The sequence below is a fragment of the Faecalimicrobium sp. JNUCC 81 genome (assembly GCF_053667625.1).
The window spans coordinates 1,204,191-1,224,322 of record NZ_CM132203.1 but is presented as its reverse complement, the minus strand read 5'-3'; the positions used below and the strand labels follow the sequence as shown (position 1 = coordinate 1,224,322).

General features: G+C 28.5%; 23 protein-coding genes. 1 reads left to right on the top strand and 22 read right to left on the bottom strand.

Translation table 11 applies throughout. The features are described from left to right. Positions 1 to 4 precede the first annotated feature (4 nt). The 19 genes from JNUCC81_RS06160 to ptcA all read right to left on the bottom strand — a co-directional run bounded on the left by JNUCC81_RS06160 (position 5) and on the right by ptcA (position 15,602). Entirely contained in the window at positions 5 to 991 is a 987-nt protein-coding gene (locus JNUCC81_RS06160) for a DHH family phosphoesterase (RefSeq protein ID WP_454095786.1), read from the bottom strand. Next, positions 969 to 1,361 carry a 30S ribosome-binding factor RbfA gene (gene rbfA, locus JNUCC81_RS06155; RefSeq protein ID WP_454095785.1) on the bottom strand — a complete coding sequence of 131 codons (393 nt, stop codon included), beginning with the start codon at positions 1,359 to 1,361 and terminating at the stop codon, positions 969 to 971. Before rbfA ends, JNUCC81_RS06160 begins: the two co-directional genes overlap by 23 nt. 20 nt (positions 1,362 to 1,381) lie before the next feature. Then, positions 1,382 to 3,328 carry a translation initiation factor IF-2 gene (gene infB / locus JNUCC81_RS06150; RefSeq protein WP_454095784.1) on the bottom strand — a complete coding sequence of 649 codons (1,947 nt, stop codon included), beginning with the start codon at positions 3,326 to 3,328 and terminating at the stop codon, positions 1,382 to 1,384. Positions 3,329 to 3,342: 14 nt separating this feature from the next. After that, complete coding sequence (locus JNUCC81_RS06145) at positions 3,343 to 3,666, bottom strand: L7Ae/L30e/S12e/Gadd45 family ribosomal protein (RefSeq protein WP_454095783.1); 324 nt, start codon at positions 3,664 to 3,666, stop codon at positions 3,343 to 3,345. Beyond that, positions 3,659 to 3,931 (bottom strand): RNase P modulator RnpM, encoded by a 273-nt coding sequence (gene rnpM / locus JNUCC81_RS06140; RefSeq protein ID WP_042272856.1) that lies wholly within the window; start codon positions 3,929 to 3,931, stop codon positions 3,659 to 3,661. Before rnpM ends, JNUCC81_RS06145 begins: the two co-directional genes overlap by 8 nt. Before the next feature lie 12 nt (positions 3,932 to 3,943). Beyond that, positions 3,944 to 4,990 (bottom strand): transcription termination factor NusA, encoded by a 1,047-nt coding sequence (gene nusA, locus JNUCC81_RS06135; protein WP_208333354.1) that lies wholly within the window; start codon positions 4,988 to 4,990, stop codon positions 3,944 to 3,946. A gap of 27 nt (positions 4,991 to 5,017) precedes the next feature. Then, on the bottom strand, positions 5,018 to 5,479 hold the full coding sequence (gene rimP / locus JNUCC81_RS06130) for a ribosome maturation factor RimP (protein ID WP_208333353.1): 462 nt from the start codon (positions 5,477 to 5,479) through the stop codon (positions 5,018 to 5,020). A gap of 214 nt (positions 5,480 to 5,693) precedes the next feature. Continuing rightward, on the bottom strand, positions 5,694 to 6,485 hold the full coding sequence (locus JNUCC81_RS06125) for a GNAT family N-acetyltransferase (protein ID WP_454095782.1): 792 nt from the start codon (positions 6,483 to 6,485) through the stop codon (positions 5,694 to 5,696). A 182-nt stretch (positions 6,486 to 6,667) separates the two neighbouring features. Continuing rightward, the gene (locus JNUCC81_RS06120) at positions 6,668 to 7,216 is read right to left on the bottom strand and encodes a GNAT family N-acetyltransferase (protein WP_454095781.1); all 549 of its coding nucleotides are present in this window, start codon (positions 7,214 to 7,216) and stop codon (positions 6,668 to 6,670) included. 12 nt (positions 7,217 to 7,228) lie between these two features. After that, positions 7,229 to 7,705, bottom strand: coding sequence for a hypothetical protein (locus tag JNUCC81_RS06115; protein WP_454095780.1), 477 nt, complete (start codon positions 7,703 to 7,705; stop codon positions 7,229 to 7,231). 21 nt (positions 7,706 to 7,726) lie between these two features. Further along, entirely contained in the window at positions 7,727 to 8,296 is a 570-nt protein-coding gene (locus tag JNUCC81_RS06110) for a chromate transporter (RefSeq protein ID WP_454095779.1), read from the bottom strand. Beyond that, complete coding sequence (locus JNUCC81_RS06105; protein ID WP_454095778.1) at positions 8,296 to 8,832, bottom strand: chromate transporter; 537 nt, start codon at positions 8,830 to 8,832, stop codon at positions 8,296 to 8,298. The genes JNUCC81_RS06110 and JNUCC81_RS06105 overlap by 1 nt, the downstream gene beginning before the upstream one ends. 188 nt (positions 8,833 to 9,020) lie before the next feature. Next, positions 9,021 to 9,452 (bottom strand): MOSC domain-containing protein, encoded by a 432-nt coding sequence (locus JNUCC81_RS06100; RefSeq protein WP_454095777.1) that lies wholly within the window; start codon positions 9,450 to 9,452, stop codon positions 9,021 to 9,023. Beyond that, positions 9,449 to 10,012, bottom strand: a complete 564-nt coding sequence (gene mobA / locus JNUCC81_RS06095) for a molybdenum cofactor guanylyltransferase (RefSeq protein WP_454095776.1) — start codon at positions 10,010 to 10,012, stop codon at positions 9,449 to 9,451. The genes JNUCC81_RS06100 and mobA overlap by 4 nt, the downstream gene beginning before the upstream one ends. A gap of 12 nt (positions 10,013 to 10,024) precedes the next feature. Next, entirely contained in the window at positions 10,025 to 11,230 is a 1,206-nt protein-coding gene (locus JNUCC81_RS06090; protein ID WP_454095775.1) for a molybdopterin molybdotransferase MoeA, read from the bottom strand. Between the two features lie 2 nt (positions 11,231 to 11,232). Further along, positions 11,233 to 11,733, bottom strand: coding sequence for a molybdopterin-guanine dinucleotide biosynthesis protein B (mobB, locus tag JNUCC81_RS06085; RefSeq protein WP_454095774.1), 501 nt, complete (start codon positions 11,731 to 11,733; stop codon positions 11,233 to 11,235). A gap of 341 nt (positions 11,734 to 12,074) precedes the next feature. After that, on the bottom strand, positions 12,075 to 13,178 hold the full coding sequence (gene aguA / locus JNUCC81_RS06080; protein ID WP_454095773.1) for an agmatine deiminase: 1,104 nt from the start codon (positions 13,176 to 13,178) through the stop codon (positions 12,075 to 12,077). Further along, positions 13,179 to 14,567 carry an APC family permease gene (locus JNUCC81_RS06075; RefSeq protein WP_454095772.1) on the bottom strand — a complete coding sequence of 463 codons (1,389 nt, stop codon included), beginning with the start codon at positions 14,565 to 14,567 and terminating at the stop codon, positions 13,179 to 13,181. It abuts the gene before it with no gap. Positions 14,568 to 14,591: 24 nt separating this feature from the next. Then, complete coding sequence (gene ptcA / locus JNUCC81_RS06070; RefSeq protein ID WP_454095771.1) at positions 14,592 to 15,602, bottom strand: putrescine carbamoyltransferase; 1,011 nt, start codon at positions 15,600 to 15,602, stop codon at positions 14,592 to 14,594. 295 nt (positions 15,603 to 15,897) lie between these two features. On the opposite strand from ptcA, the gene JNUCC81_RS06065 reads away from it, so the two are divergent. Then, positions 15,898 to 16,899, top strand: a complete 1,002-nt coding sequence (locus tag JNUCC81_RS06065; protein WP_454095770.1) for a LuxR C-terminal-related transcriptional regulator — start codon at positions 15,898 to 15,900, stop codon at positions 16,897 to 16,899. Positions 16,900 to 16,983: 84 nt separating this feature from the next. On the opposite strand, the gene JNUCC81_RS06060 is transcribed toward JNUCC81_RS06065, so the two are convergent. The 3 genes from JNUCC81_RS06060 to JNUCC81_RS06050 form a co-directional block, all read right to left on the bottom strand. Next, positions 16,984 to 17,694, bottom strand: coding sequence for a DNA alkylation repair protein (locus JNUCC81_RS06060; protein ID WP_454095769.1), 711 nt, complete (start codon positions 17,692 to 17,694; stop codon positions 16,984 to 16,986). Continuing rightward, positions 17,675 to 18,148 carry a methylated-DNA--[protein]-cysteine S-methyltransferase gene (locus JNUCC81_RS06055; RefSeq protein WP_454095768.1) on the bottom strand — a complete coding sequence of 158 codons (474 nt, stop codon included), beginning with the start codon at positions 18,146 to 18,148 and terminating at the stop codon, positions 17,675 to 17,677. Before JNUCC81_RS06055 ends, JNUCC81_RS06060 begins: the two co-directional genes overlap by 20 nt. A gap of 287 nt (positions 18,149 to 18,435) precedes the next feature. After that, entirely contained in the window at positions 18,436 to 20,109 is a 1,674-nt protein-coding gene (locus JNUCC81_RS06050) for an FAD-dependent oxidoreductase (protein ID WP_454095767.1), read from the bottom strand. Positions 20,110 to 20,132: the final 23 nt, after the last annotated feature.

The following is a 20,132-nucleotide window of genomic DNA, read 5'->3' as shown; positions in this document are numbered from 1 at the left end:
CACCCTAGATTGATTTTAATACTGCTTCTAATACTTTTTTCTTGGCATTTTCAACACTATCATAAATAGTGCATCCAGCAGCTCTTACATGGCCACCACCACCAAAGCTCTGTGCTATAGAACTTACATCCACATAGCTTTTAGCTCTTAAACTTACTTTTACTTCATTTTCTTTCTTTTCTTTAAGAAGTATGCCAACTTCTACACCATCTATATCTCTAGTGTATGAAGTTATTCCATCTACATCATTAAAGCTTATCACATTTCTTTTTAGCATTTCTTTAGTAATATTTATACAAGCTACTTTCTCATTAACTATATCTAATGTATTTAAAGCTTCTCCTAATAATTTATAATAATTATATGGATTACTTTGGAAAACATTTTGTATTATAGTTTCTTTTTGAGCATTTTTTAACAAAAGGTTTTTCGCCATATCAAAACTACTTGGATGTGCATTTGAATAAGAGAAGTTTCCTGTATCTGTTACAAGACCTGTATAAAGGCATGTAGCAATCTTCTCATCTATTAAATCAATATTATTAACTTCACTAAATTTTACTAATACATTATAAACAAGCTCACAAGTTGATGATGCCTCAACATCTATATAGTTAAAATCACCATAAGAATCATTGCTAGCATGATGGTCAATGCAAATTATTTTCTTTGCATTTGCTTTTATTTCTTCACTTACACATATTCTTTTTCTATCTCCGCAATCAAGAGATATTAAGCTATAATTTTCAATATTTATTTCTTGTGATTTTAGTATGTTTATATCTTTAGTTAAAAATCTTAGATTTAGTGGAGGAGTATCATCTAGTATATAAGAAACGTTTTTTCCTAATTTTATTAGAGAGTAGTACATTGCAAGAGTTGAACCAATATTATCTCCATCAGGACTAATATGAGAAGTAACGACAAAGTCGTTACTTCCATTTATATAGTCTATAATATTATCAATATTAGTTATCATTGTTTTCTTCATCTGTATTATCAACAGATTCTTCTTGATTTTTTTCATTAACTTTTCTTATTAAATCAGACATATACATACCTTTTTTAATAGAATCATCAACTTTAAATATTATTTGTGGAGTATGTCTAAGCTTTACATTCTTGCTTACTTCTCTTCTTATATAGTTAACTGCACTCTTAAGTCCTACTAAACTAGATTCTTCGTCTCCACCTAAAATACTTACATATACATAAGCATAACTTAAGTCATTTGTAACCTCAACATCAGTCACACTTACCATAGAAGTTATTCTAGGATCTTTTATTCCACTTATAAGCATTGTGCTTACTACTTTTCTTATTTCTTCAGCTATTCTTCTTGTTCTGTTATATGATGCCATTTAAATCGACCTCTTTATATCTATTTTAATTTTCTTTCTACTTCTTTAGTAATGTACGCTTCTATTACATCGCCTTCTTTTATATCGTTGTAATTAACGAAACTCATACCACATTCATATGCTTGATTAACTTCCTTAACATCATCTTTGAATCTCTTAAGAGCAGCTAATTGACCTTCATGAATTATTATTCCGTCTCTAACTATTCTTACTTTAGATCCTCTAAATATTTTACCTGTTGTTACGTAGCACCCTGCTATTGTACCAACACCTGATAATTTAAATGTTTCTCTAACTTCAGCTTTACCAGTATCTTCGTCTCTGTATTCTGGATCTAACATTCCAGTCATAGCAGCTTGAACATCTTCTATTGCTTTGTATATTATTGTGTAACTTCTTACATCAACATTTTCTTTTTTAGCTATCATTTCAGCACCTGGTACTGGTCTTACGTTAAATCCTATTATTATTGCATTAGATGCAGTTGCAAGCATAACGTCTGATTCGTTTATTGCTCCAACACCACCATGTATAACTCTAACTGCAACTTCATCATTTGATAATTTTTCTAAAGATTGCTTAACAGCTTGAGCAGATCCTTGAACGTCTGCTTTTATAACTATTGGTAATTCCTTAACTTCAGCATCACCCATTTGGCTGAAGAAATCATCAAGACTCATTCTTTGGTTAGATTTTAACATTTCTTCTCTAGCCATTTGTTGTCTCTTTTCAGCTACACTTCTAGCAGCTTTTTCATTTGGAACTGCAATAACTTGGTCTCCACCTTGTGGAACTTCTGATAAACCTAATATTTCAACTGCAGTTGATGGTCCAGCAGTCTTAACTCTTTTTCCTTTAGAGTTTATCATTGCCCTTACTTTACCGCTAGCAAGTCCTGCAACTACTGGGTCTCCAACTTTAAGTGTTCCACCTTGAACAAGGATAGTAGCAACTGGTCCTCTACCTTTATCAAGTTCTGCTTCTATTACAGTACCAACAGCTCTCTTGTTAGGATTTGCTTTTAATTCTTCCATTTCAGAAACTAATAATACCATTTCAAGTAAAGTATCTACACCTTCACCTTTTAATGCTGATACTGGAACTGATATAACATCTCCACCCCAGTCTTCAACAAGTAAACCTTGATCAGCTAATTCTTGCTTAACTCTATCTGGATTTGCTCCTGGCTTATCTATTTTGTTTATAGCAACTATTAATGGTACTTCAGCAGCTTTAGCATGGTTTATAGCTTCTACAGTTTGAGGCATTATACCATCATCTGCAGCAACAACTAATATTGCCATATCTGTAACTTGTGCACCTCTAGCTCTCATAGACGTAAACGCCTCATGTCCTGGAGTATCTAAGAATACTACTTTTTCTCCATTTACCATAACTTCAGAGGCACCTATATGTTGAGTTATTCCTCCCGCTTCACTTGAAGTTACATTAGTTTTTCTTATAGCATCTAGTAAAGAGGTTTTACCATGGTCAACGTGTCCCATTACAGTAACAACTGGTGGTCTTTTAACTAAATCTTCTTCTTTATCTTCTTCTATATCTATTAAAGCTTCTATTGCTTCTAACTCTTCTTCATCATTAGCTGACCCTTCAACTAATTCAAATCCACATTCACTTGCAACAAGTGAAGCTATTTCAAAGCTTATTTCTTGATTTATTGTAGCCATTGTTCCCATTTTCATAAGCTTCATTATTATTTCTGATGCAGACTTATCTAATTTCTCAGCTAACTCTTGAACTGTTAACTTTCCACTTACTGTTATAGTGTTTCCATTTGCAGCTGCTATTTCGTCTTTTAATATTTCTAAAGCTAATTCAACTTCTTCTTCTTCTAATTCAGAATTTTCATCTGCTGCATTTATTTCTAATTCTTTTAATTTAGCTAATACATCTTCATTTGACATTTTTAGCTCTTGTGCGATTTGGTATACTCTTGTTTTTGACACAAGATCACCCCCTATTATATTTTTGGTTCTTCCATTAAATCTTTTATTTTTTTTGCAAATCCGCTATCTTTGATTCCAAGAACAGCTCTTGGAGCCTTACCTATAGCTAACCCTAGTTGTAATTTCGTAGAGAAATTTATATATGGTATACTTCTAAAAGAACTTTTGTCTTTAAAAAGTTTTTGTGTATTATTTGACGCATCATCTGCTATTATTACAAGCTTAACATATCCTTTTTTTAGTTCAGTAAGTGTTGTATCATCTCCTGAGACTAACTTACCCGCACGCATTGCAAGGCCTAATAAAGAATATATTTTTGCTTCAGTAGTTTTATTCATAAGATTCAAGCTCCTTAAGTAAATTTTCATAAACTTCACTTGATACCTCTATTTTAAATGCTTTATTTAAAGCTTTAGTTTTTATAGCTTTTTTTAGACATTCACTATCTTTACAGATATATGCACCTCTACCGTTTGCCTTTTTAGTTGGATCTAAGAAGATTTGACCTTCTTTGTTTTTAACAATCCTCATTAACCCTTTTTTGGATTCTCTTTCTTGACAAACTATACATTTTCTTTGAGGAACTTTTTTTATTTTTTGCAAAGGTATCCCTCCTTATTCTGCATTTGCTTGAGATTCGCTTTTTATATCTATCTTCCAGTTAGTAAGTTTTGCTGCAAGTCTTGCATTTTGTCCTTCTTTACCTATTGCAAGTGATAATTGATAATCAGGAACTACAACTAATGCAGACTTTTCTTCTTCATTAACGTCAACTCTTACAACTTTAGATGGACTAAGTGAAGCTGATATAAATTCAGCTGGATCTTCACTATAGTTTATTATATCTATTTTTTCGTCTCCAAGCTCATCAACTATATTTTTAACTCTTGAACCTTTAGGTCCAACACAAGACCCAATTGGATCTATCTTTTCATCTATTGATTTAACAGCCATCTTAGTTCTAGATCCTGCTTCTCTAGCTATAGATTTTATTTGAACTATACCTTCAAATATTTCAGGTACTTCAAATTCAAATAATCTTTTAACTAAACCTGGATGACTTCTAGAAACTACTATTTGAGGTCCTTTATTTGTTTTCTTTACTTCTAATATGTAAACCTTGATCTTTTGTCCAGCTTTATAGTTCTCTCCTTGCATTTGCTCAGTTTGAGTCATTACAGCTTCTATTCTTCCAAGATTTACATAAACTATATTTTTGTTTACTCTAGCTACTTCACCTGTAACTATTTCATTTTCTTTATCCATAAACTCTTTGTATACTATTTCTCTTTCAGCTTCTCTTATTCTTTGAACAACAACTTGCTTTGCAGTTTGAGCAGCTATTCTTCCAAAGTCCATAGGAGTTACTTCATTTTCTATTATATCTCCTAATTCATAATTTGGGCTTATTTCTCTAGCATCTTTAAGTTCTATTTCTAAGAAAGTATCATATAAGTCAGACTCATCAACTACTACTCTTTGAGAGAATACTTTAACATCTCCTCTTTCTCTGTCAAACTCAACTCTAACGTTTTGAGCTGAACCAAAGTTTTTCTTGTAAGCTGTTAAAAGTGCTTGTTCTATAGTATCTATAAGTATCTCTTTATCTATACCTCTGTCTTTTTCTAATTCGTCTAAAGCTTCCATAAATTCGTGATTCATTTGTTTTTCCTCCCTGTTAAATTCTCACTAAAACTTTATAGCAAGTCTAACAAGTGCAACTTCTTTTTTGTTAAACTCAACTTCATTTTCATCTATTATAACTTTTATGTTTTTATCTTCAGTTAATCCAACTAATTCACCTTCAAATTGTTTTGAACCGTTTAGTGGCTTGTATAATTTTATTTCAACGTCTCTACCTTGGTATCTTACAAAGTCTTTATCTTTTTTAAGTGGTCTATCAAGTCCTGGTGAAGATACTTCTAAGAAGTAATTATCCTTTATTGGATCTTTTACGTCTAGTATTTCACTTAACTCTCTACTAACAGCTTCACAATCATTTAAAGATATTCCTCCTTCTTTATCAAGGAACACTCTTAAATAATATTCTCCAGCTTCTTTAACATATTCTATATCTACAATTTCAAATCCTTTAGCATCAGTTATTGGCGATAATATTTCTTCTATTGTAGCTTCTATCGATCTTTTCATGTTCTTCCCTCCTATTCAGTTGTAAGTTTAGTATTTAAAACAAAAGAGTGAGCACATCGGTCTCACTCTTAGTTTCTGCAAAATATACTATTTTATATACCATAATACCATATATTAGTTTTCATTGCAAATTTTTTGAATTGTAAATGTAGTTTCTATCTATATTTCATAGTATAATATACTTATTATTTTCAATACTTTCTAGGAAATATTATCACTCTTTAATAAGCATAGTCCATTTGCCAATAGTTTCAAATCCTAATCTATGATATATTCTACCAGCTTTAGGATTATCATAGAATAAACAAAGTGTTTTATTTTCATTTAATAAATCATTACATAATCTAGATAAACATTTACTTAATAATCCTTTATTTCTATAGTCTTCTCTAGTTGCAACTCCTACAACCATTGCTGATTTACTATTTTCAGCAGCTGTTTGAGCTACACTCACTATCTCTTTATTTTCATTTTCTATATAATATATACGACCACTTTTATCTTCTATCTTTCTTACAAGTTGTTTAACTGTAGGATTTGGTGAATCTTTAAATTCTTTTATTGTATCTATTAAATCATATACATCTTGTGCTTCATTTTTAGAAGCTATTTTTACACTGTTATTCCATGATAATAAATTTTTAGAACTAACCATCTCACAAAAATAACTATTATTTTCTTTACTATTTTCAAATACATCATAAAAATTATCTACTATACTCTCTTCTCCTGAAATTATCTTAGCATTTTTATTAGAAAATATTATCTTTTTAAATCCATCAGTATCAATATTTTCATCTTCATAATACGGAATAAAATTTTCATAAAATCTAAGTAGCACTCCATTTAGATTATTCTCTTTATTAAAACTTCCCCAGACCTCTTGAAATTCACTATCAAATCCAAAGTTTTCTATATCACCGATTATAAATAAATTAATAGCAGCTTGTTTTGATAAAAAATTAATCGTAATCTTTCTATCATTTTCATTTAATTTTCTTATCATTATATCCCCCCCTAATTTAATTAATAATTTTAAATTATATTCATTGTTATTAACTAATATCCTATTATTAAATACATTTTTTATATTTATAAAGTCCTACTTTCTTAAGGTATTAATCTTAAAATTAAAACATTATAAATTGTATATCTAAATTAAAATAGAGTAGATGTGTTACATCTACTCTATTTCTTATAACTATATTTTAAATAATCACTATGTTTAATTGAATATATTAAATGTTCCATTTCCTTATTATCATATACCTTTATATATTTACCTTGTATTTTCATGTTTAATCTTTTTGCTACATTACACGAATTAGTGTTATTAGGCCTTATTTGTGCAATAACTTTATCAGCATTAAGCTTATCAAAAGCATACTCTATACATGCGCTCACACCTTCAGTTGCATATCCCATTCCCCATGCTTCTTTATTTAATATATATGCTACTCCTATGTACTCTCTTTGGTCTATTTTTTCAATTAAAGGTCCCATTACTCCAACAACTTTATTATTCTCTTTATTTATAGCTAAAAAATAGCTATATCCTTCATTACTGTATCTTTTTAAATTTTTATTTATCCAATCTTGAACTTCTTCACCTGAAAAAGATTTTTCCCATGCATACATTACTTCAATATCTTGAAGTATATTAGCAATATCTCTATAATCATCTTTAGTTATTTTGCGTAGACTCAACCTATTAGTTTCTATGATTATATCTTCCATAACTCCCTCCTATTAATTTCTAATTATAAACTCTAGTATTTCTAGAAATCCTATTGCTATATATCTATTTTGATTTTTAATAAAAGATAAATATTCTTTTAATTTACCCCATTTTTCATCTAATGTTATTTCTTCATTTTTTATAGTTTCTATATTTTCTAATGTATTTAAAATTTCTTCTTTATTTAGAATTTCACTATTTTTAATCTTTTCTTTAAGGTCTTTTATCTTTTTATTTATATCTTTTTCACTTTCTTCTTTTATTAATTTTTCTCTATATTCATTTAAACAATTTTCTATAACTTGCAAATCGCTTTTACTATACTTCCAAACTATATCTTTTTCTATATTAGAAATTTGTTCTATATTATTTTTATATTTATTATGTAATTCTTCTATTATAATTACCATTTCTAAAAAATCATTTTCTTTTAACGTATCTTCACATATTTTTATATCTTTATCTAATAAATCTATTAATTCATTCACTATATTTATTTCCTTCCATATTTAAAGTCTAAATACTATACCTACTATTGCACCTATTCCTAAATATAGTGCAGGGTGTTTTTTTTGCTTATTAGAAAGAACAAATAGTACTATAAATAAAATCAATGCTTTATAGTCAAAAATATTTAAAATATTTTTTGTTTCTAAAAATTTATCTAATGTAATAACTGATAATTTTAAAATCTCAAATCCTGCAATTGCTATAAGTCCTGTCACAGCTGGTCTAATCCCATAAAAAACTGCATTTACCCCATTACTCTCTCTAAATTTCTTTAGAAAATGAGCTAATATAATTATTATTATAAATGATGGTAGTACAAGTCCGAATGTGGCTATAACTGCTCCTAATGTTCCAGCTGCATTAAATCCAGCATATGTTGCCATATTTATTCCTATTGGTCCTGGAGTTGATTGAGATATTGCTATCATATCGGCAAGCATGGATTTATCAAACCATGTATATTTTTCAGCTATATCATACAAAAATGGTAACGTGGAAAGCCCACCACCGATAGCAAATAGTCCTGTTTTAAAAAATTCAAAAAATAATTGTATATATGTAATTATCATTATTTTTCTCTCCTAAACTTAAGTATCAGTCCTAATACAGACGCCCCTATAACTATATAAATAGGTGAAATATTTAAAAACGCACCTAGTATAAATGTTACTACAAAAATTACTACTCCTATTTTATCTACTACTGAATTTTTCCACAGATTAATTATTGCATTTAAAACTAGCACCGCTACTGCAACTCTAACTCCTGAAAAAGCATATTTTACCACTTCATACTGTGCAAAGTTTTGTAAAAAACTTGCTATTATTAATATTATTACAAGAGATGGAAATACCACCCCTAAAGTTGCAAAAAATGCACCTACTATACCCCTTACTTTATATCCTACAAATGTAGCTGTATTTACTGCAATTATTCCTGGTGTAGCTTGACCAACTGCATAATAGTCTAATAGTTCTTCACTCGTTGTCCACTTTCTTTGTTCAACTACTTCTTTTTCTAGCATAGGAAGCATTGCGTATCCACCTCCAAAAGTTAATCCCCCAATTCTAAAAAATGTCTTAAATAAATCAAATAACTCACTCATATACATACCTCCTATATAGGATTATTATAAAATAAAATATAACTTAAATAAATCTTTTATTACCATAAATTTCATATTATTTTAACTAGTATTTATTGTGTAATTACTTACTTTTATAACTACTATTTCATAATATCTAAGTTAATATAAAAAAGCTATAAATAAAAATATTTATAGCTTTCACTATTTTAATCTAATAGGACACATTCATCTCCAACCTTTACTTTTCCACCTTTTAATACTTTTGTGAATATTCCATTACTAGGCATGATACATTGACCTACTTGATAATATATTGCACATTTATCATGACATTTTTTCCCTATTTGAGTTACTTCAAGCTCAATTTCTCCAACTTTAATCTTTTGACCTATGGGAAGTTTATTTAGCTCTATACCTTCTACAACTAAGTTCTCTCCAAATGCCCCAAAGTCAACCTTTGCTCCCTTATTTCTGAAATCTTCAATTTTTTCTAGTGCTAAAAGACTTACTTGTCTATGCCACTTCCCTGCATGAGCATCATTTTCTATACCAAAGTCCTCTATGACATTAGCTTCTTCAACCATAGTTTTTGAAGTACCCTTTTTTTCACTTATACATATTGCTATTAATTTGTTCATTTCTTCTCCTCCAAGTCCTTATATTCCTCAGGTGTATTAATGTTTGAAAACTTGTCAACTTCAAATCCTTCTATTACTTTGTAATCTAAGTTTTTTATTAGTTTTTGAAGTTTATTTTCATTTTTATTTAAGCTATGTTCAATATTATTGATTATATTCTTTGAATATATTGAACACAGAGTTTGTAGTCTATTACCTACTTTAGGAACTAATACATCATAATTTTCACTATAATTACCTAAAGTATTTATAATTTCTTTATTAATTAGAGGCATATCACATGCTATACATAAAACCTTATCTGTAATGGAATTTTTAAGTGCTGTATGTATTCCTGATAAAGGACCATTTCCTACATATATATCTTTAACAATTCTTAAGTTAAATCTTTCGTATAATTTTCCATCATTAGCTACTATTATAACTTCTTTATAATCTTTTCCACAACCTATTATATGTTCTATAAAAGTTTTATCTTTATAACTTAAAAATGCTTTATTATTGTAGTTCATTCTACTACTTTTTCCACCTGCTAAAATGGCTAGGGTTTTATTAATCAAAACTAACCCTCCTTAGAATTTAATTATGTCGACTAATACTTTCTCTTCAAGTCCTGTATTACCTTTTTGAACTTCTATTAGACAATTAGAATCTTTTGTTGAACTTAGTATTCCGTTCCCAGTTTTTATTTGAGTCATTTCTACATACTGTTTACCTTCATTATAAACTGTTTTTCCTCTTATAAATCTTCTTTGTGGGCTCTTCTTATTAAAGTTACCTAAAAGTATTGCCTTCTCTCTTTTTATTTCTATTTTTTCATTACCACTTAGTTTATCTAATGTTGGTCTTGCTAAAAGTTCAAAAGTTGTTAATGATGCTGTTGGATTACCTGAAAGACTTATTATAATAGAGTTGTTAAATTTAGAACATAATACTGCTGATCCTGGTTTAATCGTTACCTTCCAAAATAATTTTTCTGCACCTATATCATCCATAGTATCTTTTAATAAATCTTTTTCTCCAACTGATACTCCTCCAGTAGTAATTATTAAATCGCTTTCTTTTGAAAATTCTTTTATAATATTTCCTATATTTTTGCTACTATCATTTGCATGATCTATGCCTATAACATCATATCCAAGTTCATAAACTCTAGAAAGTATGCTATATTTATTACTATTGTATATCTTACCTTCTGTAAGATTTTCATTTATATCTAATACTTCATCTCCTGTACTAATAAAAGCTATCTTAGGCTTTTTATAAACTTTTATTTTATTAATTCCAGAACTTGCAATTATTCCTATATCAGAATAATTAAGTTTTTTATGTTTATTAACTAAAAGGCTTCCTTTCGTTATATCTTCACCTTTAAAGCATATATTTTGATTGGGTTTAGCTATTTTATTAACTTCTATAAATTTATCATATATATGTACATCTTCTTGCTTTACTACTGCATTTGCACCTTTTGGAATAGGCGCTCCTGTCATTATTTTAATAGCGGTATTTTTAGTAACTTCATTATTAGAGCATTCTCCTGCATAAATTGTATCTATTACTTTAAGTTTTACTTTTGCATTTAAAGTATCTTCCGAAATTATAGCATATCCATCCATAGCAGATTTGTCAAAAGGAGGATTATTGATTTTAGAATAAATATCTTCTGCTAATGTCTTATTTATTCCCTTTATTAAATCCACTTCTTCAACTTCTAAAGCTTTTGTATTAATATTTAATATTTCTATGGCTTCTTCTAAACTTATAAAGCTTTTCATATCTACTCCTTAATATAATCTTTTTCTTTTTCTATTAAATCAGCAAGTAATTCATAGTCTTCTTTATGTATTACAGGTATTTCTTCAAAACTAATATCTATATCACTTGCTATTGCTATTAATTTCTCCTTAGGAGATATAATCTCCTTGCTAATTCCATTTCTAAATACTTCTATTTTTCTAAGATTACTTTTTTTATATCCTTCAACAAGGACAATATCTTTATTATCAATCATATTAATAATATCATCTAGCTTCTTTTCTTCTTCAAGTTCATTTATCATCGCTAATCTATTTTTTGACGATATTATAACAGTTTGTGCTCCTGCCTTTCTATGTTTATATGTATCTTTTCCTTCTTTATCTATATCAAAGCCATGGATATCATGTTTAATTGTTGCTACTTTTAAATTTCTTTTAGTTAACTCTTTTATCAATCCTTCTATTAGAAAGGTTTTTCCTACATTAGAGCTTGATCCAATTATATTTATTACCTTTGACATATTTTACTCCTTCAACTTATATATTTTAAACATGAGACTTTCGTCACATAAATTCATTTTACTTTAAAGTGTGATATCTATATGATAAAAATAATATAGGTTTATAACTTTATAATAATATTTATACATCAATTTGAAAACGAAAATATATAGATTTAAATAATTTAAAATTCTTTTCTAGATTAAAGAAATCTTAGTAGTCTATATCAAATAAGCTTTTCTTTACTTTTATTCTTAATAAATCTATACAAAAAAGATATTGCCATAACTTCATGACAATATCTTTTTTATAAATTTAAATAGTATAAATTAGTTTATGAAATAATTAAATTTAATATTTTCTAATTTTCTTTTTTAGATTTTGGTTGTTGTTGTGTTATACAATGTATGTTCCCTCCGCCTAATAATATTTCTCTTGCATAAACTCCAACAATTTTTCTATCTGGGAAGCAACTTTGTAGAGTTTTTCTTGCTTTTTCATCATTAGAGTCATTGAAAGTAGGAAATACTACGCCTCCATTTGCTATATAGAAATTTGCATATGAAGCTGCTAAACGGTCGCCTTCTTCACGAGGAAGTGTTCCATCTATTCCATCTACACCTTGACTTTCTTCTTTTGTAATTAATATATTAGCTGGAAGCATTAATTTAACAACTTCTAATTTTCTTCCTTTTGCATCTGTTGAATTGCTTAAGATTTTATATGCTTCTTGGCATATTTCATATTGTGGGTCATTTTTATCTTCGGTCCAAGCTAATATTACCTTACCTGGTTCAACATAGTGAATTATGTTATCCACATGTCCGTTTGTTTCATCATTGTATATGCCACGTGGAATCCAAATTATTTTTTCAAGATTTAAGTATTCTTTTAATACCTCTTCAATTTCTTCTTTTGATAAATGAGAATTACGACCTTCACTTAATAAGCACTCTTCAGTTACTATTAATGTTCCTTGACCATCAGCATGAATAGATCCACCTTCTAAAATAAAATCATCTAAACGATATCTATTTTTTCTTTCTATTTCACATACTTTTCTAGCTACATGATCGTCCTTATCCCAAGGGAAGTATAAACCGTCAACTAATCCTCCCCAAGCATTAAATGACCAATCAACACCTCTTACTTCTTCTCCATTTGTTACAAAAGTAGGTCCACAGTCACGAATCCAAGAATCATCATTTGATATTTCAACTACACGTATATTATCTGGTAACATATTACGTGCATTGTCATACTGAGCATTGCTTACACACACTGTAACTTTTTCAAATTCACTAATTGCTGTTGCAACTTTTTCAAATACATGCTGTGCTGGTTTACCTCCAAGTCTCCAATTATCTGGTCTTTCCGGCCATATTATCCAACAACCATCATGTTCTTCAAATTCTCCTGGCATTCTAAAGCCATCTTGTTTCGGAGTAGATGTTAACTTTTTCATTTATTTTATCTCCCCTTTTGATTTATTTTTAACGTTTCTTACTTTTATAAGAATTTCTCCTATTATGAAGAAAATAATTGAACCTATTGTAATTGGTAGTGTTTCTGATAAACTTGCTGTATCAAATTTCATTGGTACTGCAATAAATATTAAAGAAATAATAATCATAATCATTGGTAGTGTAGCTAAAACTTTTAATACAAAATCGCTTCCACTAACTCTAAATGGTCTTTCTTTATCAGGGTCAATTTTACGAAGTTTTAAGAATGCAGGAAATACTGGTAAATATGCTGCTAAAAACATTACAAGATTTAATGCAAAGAAACTCCAAAATAAATCCTCATTTGGTAAAAGTGGTGCTATAATTACTACTAATGATGCAACTATTCCGTTCATTATTGAAGATCCTACAGGCATACCATTCTTTGTACTTTTTTTACCAAATACTTTAGGCATATCTCCATTTGACGCTGCATAGCAAGCCACATTATTCACTCCAAGAGCCCAAGAAACCATATTTCCAAATAAAGTTAATAAGAATAAAATACTCATTATAGAAATAAATAATCCACCTGTTTTTCCTGTTAATAACTGTATACTATCAATTAATCCACTGCTTGTGCTTACTTCAGATGTTGGAATTGCAACGCCTATACCAAATGCAGAGAATATATAAATTGCTGCTATAACAATCCCTCCAATAATAATTGCCTGGGGAATTTGTTTTTTAGGATTTTCCATGTCATCTGCAAATGTGCAAACAACTTCAAATCCTAAGAAATTAAATAATATAACAGAAATAAATGATAAGCTATTTAAATCAAAAGATGGAAGTAGGGAAGTTAATGTATATTCATTTGCTACACCTTTAGTAATAGCTCCATAAATACCAAGTACACCTACTACAACAGCTAATAATACTTTTATAAATGCTGCACCGTTTAAAATCCATACACTATCACATACTGGATAAAAGCTAATAGATACTATAATCCATATAAACGCTAATTCTATAAGTAATGATGCAATTAAAGGAATTTTTATACCAAAAGCAATTCCTAAAATTTCAGGAAATATTACTGCTAAAGAAGCCATCCATAATGGGTAATTGATCCAATAATACCAAGATGCTCTTGCTCCCCATTTATGCCCAAACGCTTTTCTAACCCAGTCATATAATCCACCTTCTCCGTTATAGGTAGTGCCTAATTCAGAAGAAATCAAACCATATGGCAAAAGGAATGTTAACATCAGGAATATCCACCAAAAATATTGTGAGTTACCTATAGCTGCTACTGGAGCTGCTGCTTCCGCAACAAATACTACACAGATTACGGATAAGACAGCATCCGTTAATCTAAATTTTTTCTTTCCTTGAGTCTCATTCATTTTCTCCTTCCCCTTCCCAGATTCCTAATTATTCATAAATTCTTCTAAGTCAGCTTTTGCCTTTGCCTGTTCTTCTTTATCTATTTCTTTAGCAGCCAAATTCATAAAGTAAACTAGTAAACCTCTCATTGCAGTTAGACGATTTTCAGCTTCATCAAATACTATTGAATAAGGTGCATCTATTACTTCATTTACAACTTCTTCACCTCTTGTTGCTGGTAAACAATGCATAAATTTAACATAAGGAGCTGCCTTTTTCATCATTTTAGGAGTTACTTGATATTTAGGATAAAATATTGCTAATCTTTGTTCTTCTGAAAGCTCTGCATCATATAATCCATACCATACATCTGTATAAACAAAATCAGCATCTTTTAATGCTTCATCTTCATTATCAGTTATAGTATAAGAACCTCCTGAAACCTTACAGTTTTTTTCTGCTATTTTTAAATGTTCCTCTTTTAATTGATATCCTTTAGGTCCAAATTGCGTAAAATGCATACCTAATTTTGTAGTAATAAACATTAATGAAGTACAAACTTGAGTTGCATCACCAACAAATACTACCTTACAATCTTCTAGTTTTTTACCTTCCGGTAAATGCTCTATAATAGTACACATATCTCCCATCTCTTGTGTTGGATGGTTATAATCAGACATACCATTTATTACTGGAATTGTTGCATATTTTGCTAAGTCTGCTACACTTTCATGACGATCAACACGAGCCATAACTATATCTACTAATCTAGATAGTACACAACTAGTATCTTCTAGAGTTTCATGTCCTCCTAATTGTATTTGACCTGGTGCAAGGTATTGTGCATGACCACCTAATTGAGTCATTGCTGTTTCAAATGATACTCTCGTTCTTGTTGATGATTGTTGGAATATCATTCCTAATGATTTATTTTTTAATAATTGTGGATAATATCCTACTTTGATACATCTTTTAATTTTAAGAGAAAGGTTAATTATCTCCATTAACTCTTCCTTTGTAAAATCATTAGTGTCTATAAAATGTTTTATTGGCATAAACGTTTCCCCCTTAAATTTTTAATGTATATTTTGTTAATCAACTACTAAGTTTCATCAATCAACTTATACCTTAATCATAGTTTCGAAACTTAAAGTTTAAAATCAATCTAATATATTACTTTAGGGTAGATTTTTCTATAACCTATGTGTATCTCTCTTCTAAACTTCTCTAATCTTCGCCTGTATTTTACACGTTTTTTTGAGTTGCTAAACGATTTGCTTTATAGTACACTAAAACTATAAATTTACTTTTATAGTAAATTTAGGTAATTATTTAGGGAGGGATTATCTATTGAAAATTACTTTTTTTATTTATAATATTTTCTTAATTTCTTTATACACAAGCGCATTAACTTATTCATCTAGTCTATACCTACGTAAAAAATATCCTTTCCACCTATGTATAAGTGTTCTATTTTTATTTTATATTTTTGATGACACTATCATCTATATGTCTGAGTTTTTAAGCAGTTTTTCAAATTACTATGACCTACAGTTTCTAAATGTACCTGCCTTTAAAACCGTAATTATGATGGCTACAGGTACTTGCTTAATCTTCATTCATCACTATATTTTAGATAAGAAAATTTCATTTATTGATTGGTGTATTTTCATATTACTTGCTGTTTCTATAATTTTTACACCTATGATTTCTCAGGATGCTCTTATGGTGTGGTCTTACTATCTTCCTTATCAAATTTTAACTTTATACTTAGGCTTTACTGGCATTTTATATTTAAAAAATAATTCTTATTTAATAGAAAAATATCCTAATATTAAAGGATATAAAAGCTTACTAATTCTAACTATTATTTTTTCATTTTTAATTATCATTGAAGATACCATTGTTATTTTTAGTTTTGATATTTATACACACATTTCTCTTAAAATCAATAATAGAAGCATATCTGAGGATATTTTAAATATTATTTATGCAGTTTCTGCTATTAGGTATTTTTCTAAACAATTTAATAATTCCATGATAGTAAAACCTGCTTTTAAAGAAGATAGCCCAGACGATTTAGAATTAATAAATAAAACTAAAATTTCAAATTATATTTTTTATCAATTTTCAGAAAGATATAATTTAACAATTAGAGAACAAGATATATTAGAAGTATTACTACAAAACAAAAACAATCAAGAAATAAGTAATGAGCTTGTTATTTCTATAGGAACAGTTAAAAGTCATATTCATAATATTTTTCAAAAGGTTAATGTAACAAAGCGCAGCATGTTAATTCGTGTTTATGAAGAATTTTCTGCTGAAAATTCTTATATAGAAAAATATTAATTTATTCTTTCCATAATAAAAAAGGACTAAATTTTTAAAATTTAATCCTTTTAGTTATATTTTAATGACAATATAGACATCTATTTAGGCTTTTAATAATCTTATTCTTTTTCTCTTCATACTTCTTATAATATCTTTAGTATCCTTTTTAACTTTAAGTGATTCACATATTTTCTGTAATGATTTATTGTACGTATAATCATCAAGATTATTATTTTTCAAATATTCTAATGTTAATTCTTCAAATTTGACAAATGAAATAGAAATTGCCCAAGCCACTGCCATCTTAACATAGTATCCATCGTGACTAATATTATCTAATTCCTTTAAAACTAACTTTAAATACTCTTCATTAATGTAATAATTAATCATCATAACTACTGCAAATCGAACTTCAAATTCTTTGTCAGAACAAATATATGGCTTTAAAAATTCCCAAACTCTTTCTCTATTTTTATTTGTTATTTTTAATCCTACACAAAAACTATCACAAACAGACCAGTTATTAATTTTAGGCACAAAATCAGATATACATTTTAAAATATCTTCAATATCTTGATTTTCTAAATATCCAATTATCATTCCTTTTAACATCACTTCTTCAAAATATATTTCATCATTATTTTCTATATAACTTTTCCAATCTAATTTTACAATTTGCTTTGCAATTTTTCTTAAATTAGGAATACGAACTCCAATTAAATTATCTATTCCTGGTAACAAATTTGAAGAAAAATTCTTATAATTCTCCTCTGCTAATTCTACTAATTGTTCCCTAATCATTTTTATTTTCATTTTCCATTTCTAAAAGTTGTTTTTTCATATCTAATCCCGCTGCATACCCAACTAATTTTCCATTTTTTCCTATTATCCTATGACATGGAATTATTATCAAAATTGGATTTTTATTATTAGCCATTCCTATAGCACGAGAGGCCTTCGGATTACCTATTTTTTCCGCTATATCTTTATAGCTTAAAGTTTCTCCATAAGGAGTGTTTTGAAGCTCTTTCCACACCTTCTTTTGAAACTCAGTTCCTTCTGGTTCAATAGGAAAATCAAATGATTTTCTTTTTCCTTCTAGATAATCCTTAAGTTGATTTGCTGCTTTTAAAATTAGTGGGGTTTCCACCACTTCCATCCCATCTGAAGGTAATTTGTCAGAAGTATAAATATTAGTTATATTTTCATTATTTTGTACTATACCAATTCTTCCAATTTTAGTTTCATAATAAAATATTTTTTTCATAAAAGTATCTCCATTTATTATTTTATTTTTAATCTTTTGTATATTTATATATATAACAGATAGAACTTTTATCTATAATTTATCATACTTTTGAAATTATTTCTTCAGCATTTTGTATTTTACTTTTTATATATATTTTTTTAATCAAATTATTACCTAAAAAGAAAAACCGCATCACATTAAATTGTGATACGGTTATTTGCTTCTATTAAAATTAAATTATTTTTTATTACTTCTGATAGGTATCCAAACCTTGAATTAGCTGGTTCTCAATTTAAATATACTTCTTACTTTATAAGAGATACTATTTCAGTTATTTTCTTTGCTCCAAAATATACATCTTTATCATTAATTATGATCCCAGGAACGCTCATTATCTTATGCTTTGATTTTAGTTCATCAAATTCAGATATATTAACCATCTCCGCTTCTATATTTTCATTTTCTATAGCTATTCTTTGAGCTGCAATAACTACATCAGGGCATAAATTACAAGATAATGATACTGCAACCTTTATGTTTGTCTTTGTATTTATATCCTTTATATTATCTATTATATCTTTATCTATATTCTGACCTGGACCACTCAGGTTATATATAGCTAATATAAATGAATTTAATTCATGACCTCCAGGTACTCCATGGAATTTAACTCCGCAATAATTTTTATTACTATCTAGTAAGGCAACTACAGGAAGTTTATTCGCATTTATTTTTGACTCTATATCTAAGTTTTCAGATTTTTTATATACTTCAACATGTAATTTTTCACAAAGGTCGGCTATGTCTATAACTAGATCTCTAAGTTCTAAAGATTTTTGTAAACTTTCATCTACTACTGTTACTAATGTTACATCATTTTCAATTTTATCTAGTATACCTTTTAGTTGAGTTCTTAATGTATCGTTTAAAAGACTACTTCTTTTACTAACATTAGAATTTAATTCCTCTTTTGCATTGTTTTCAACTACTTTACTTGCATTAGTAGATTCTTCTATAATTTCTTCTTTTATACCAAGCCTCTCTTTTTCACTTGATACAAACTTTTCGGCACGTGTAGCTGCAATAGCGCCATCTGCAACTGCTGTTACTACCTGTCTTAATTCCTTTGGTCTTAAATCTCCAGCTGCATATACTCCTCTAACATTAGTTTCCATATTCTCATTAGTTAATATATATCCATAATTATCTAAATCAACTTTCCCTTTAAATAAACCTGTTTGAGGTTTATATCCAATAAATATAAATATACCAAATGATCCATCTTCTTCACTTGATGTATATTCAAATACTTCATTAGTCTCATTATTTTTGAATTTAGCATACTGCAGTACACCATCTCCACCAGCTTCTATAATTTCTGTATTAAATTTAACTTCTATTTTAGGATGAGACTTTACCTTATCTGCTATAGATTTTGCACAAGTAAATTCTGGTTCTCTTGCTACAACTGTAACCTTTCTAGCAAACTTAGTTAAAAATAATGATTCTTCTGCTGCTGCAAATCCCGCACCTACAACAAATACTTCTAATCCTTTGAAAAATTCACCATCACAAGTTGCACAGTATGCTATTCCACGACCTGTAAACTTTTCTTCTCCTGTAAATCCTAATTTTCTTGGAGATGCTCCTGTTGATATTATTACAGACCTTGATTTTAAGTTTTCTGACTTAGTTTTAATTATTTTTATGTCACTATCTAAATCAACATCTAAAACTTCATCTTCTTTAAATTTAACATTAAAGTCTAGGGCTTGTTGTTTCATCTCTTCCATAAAATGTGGTCCACTACTTTGTCTTATGCCTGGATAATTTACTATTTCACTAGTAGTTTTTATTTGTCCTCCACAACTTTCTTTTTCTATAACTAATGTATTTAACTTAGCTCTACCAGCATATATACTTGCTGATATACCTGCTGGCCCTCCACCAATTATTATTAAATCATATATTTTACTCATATTTAAAATCTCCCAACATGAAT

Coding starts and splice junctions, on each gene's coding strand:
- JNUCC81_RS06160 (WP_454095786.1), bottom strand. CDS start 991: ATGAAGAAAACAATGATAACTAATATTGATAATATTATAGACTATATA.
- rbfA (WP_454095785.1), bottom strand. CDS start 1,361: ATGGCATCATATAACAGAACAAGAAGAATAGCTGAAGAAATAAGAAAA.
- JNUCC81_RS06145 (WP_454095783.1), bottom strand. CDS start 3,666: ATGAATAAAACTACTGAAGCAAAAATATATTCTTTATTAGGCCTTGCA.
- nusA (WP_208333354.1), bottom strand. CDS start 4,990: ATGAATCACGAATTTATGGAAGCTTTAGACGAATTAGAAAAAGACAGA.
- rimP (WP_208333353.1), bottom strand. CDS start 5,479: ATGAAAAGATCGATAGAAGCTACAATAGAAGAAATATTATCGCCAATA.
- JNUCC81_RS06125 (WP_454095782.1), bottom strand. CDS start 6,485: ATGATAAGAAAATTAAATGAAAATGATAGAAAGATTACGATTAATTTT.
- JNUCC81_RS06120 (WP_454095781.1), bottom strand. CDS start 7,216: ATGGAAGATATAATCATAGAAACTAATAGGTTGAGTCTACGCAAAATA.
- JNUCC81_RS06110 (WP_454095779.1), bottom strand. CDS start 8,296: ATGATAATTACATATATACAATTATTTTTTGAATTTTTTAAAACAGGA.
- JNUCC81_RS06105 (WP_454095778.1), bottom strand. CDS start 8,832: ATGAGTGAGTTATTTGATTTATTTAAGACATTTTTTAGAATTGGGGGA.
- JNUCC81_RS06100 (WP_454095777.1), bottom strand. CDS start 9,452: ATGAACAAATTAATAGCAATATGTATAAGTGAAAAAAAGGGTACTTCA.
- JNUCC81_RS06090 (WP_454095775.1), bottom strand. CDS start 11,230: ATGAAAAGCTTTATAAGTTTAGAAGAAGCCATAGAAATATTAAATATT.
- mobB (WP_454095774.1), bottom strand. CDS start 11,733: ATGTCAAAGGTAATAAATATAATTGGATCAAGCTCTAATGTAGGAAAA.
- aguA (WP_454095773.1), bottom strand. CDS start 13,178: ATGAAAAAGTTAACATCTACTCCGAAACAAGATGGCTTTAGAATGCCA.
- JNUCC81_RS06075 (WP_454095772.1), bottom strand. CDS start 14,567: ATGAATGAGACTCAAGGAAAGAAAAAATTTAGATTAACGGATGCTGTC.
- ptcA (WP_454095771.1), bottom strand. CDS start 15,602: ATGCCAATAAAACATTTTATAGACACTAATGATTTTACAAAGGAAGAG.
- JNUCC81_RS06060 (WP_454095769.1), bottom strand. CDS start 17,694: ATGAAAATAAAAATGATTAGGGAACAATTAGTAGAATTAGCAGAGGAG.
- JNUCC81_RS06055 (WP_454095768.1), bottom strand. CDS start 18,148: ATGAAAAAAATATTTTATTATGAAACTAAAATTGGAAGAATTGGTATA.
- JNUCC81_RS06050 (WP_454095767.1), bottom strand. CDS start 20,109: ATGAGTAAAATATATGATTTAATAATAATTGGTGGAGGGCCAGCAGGT.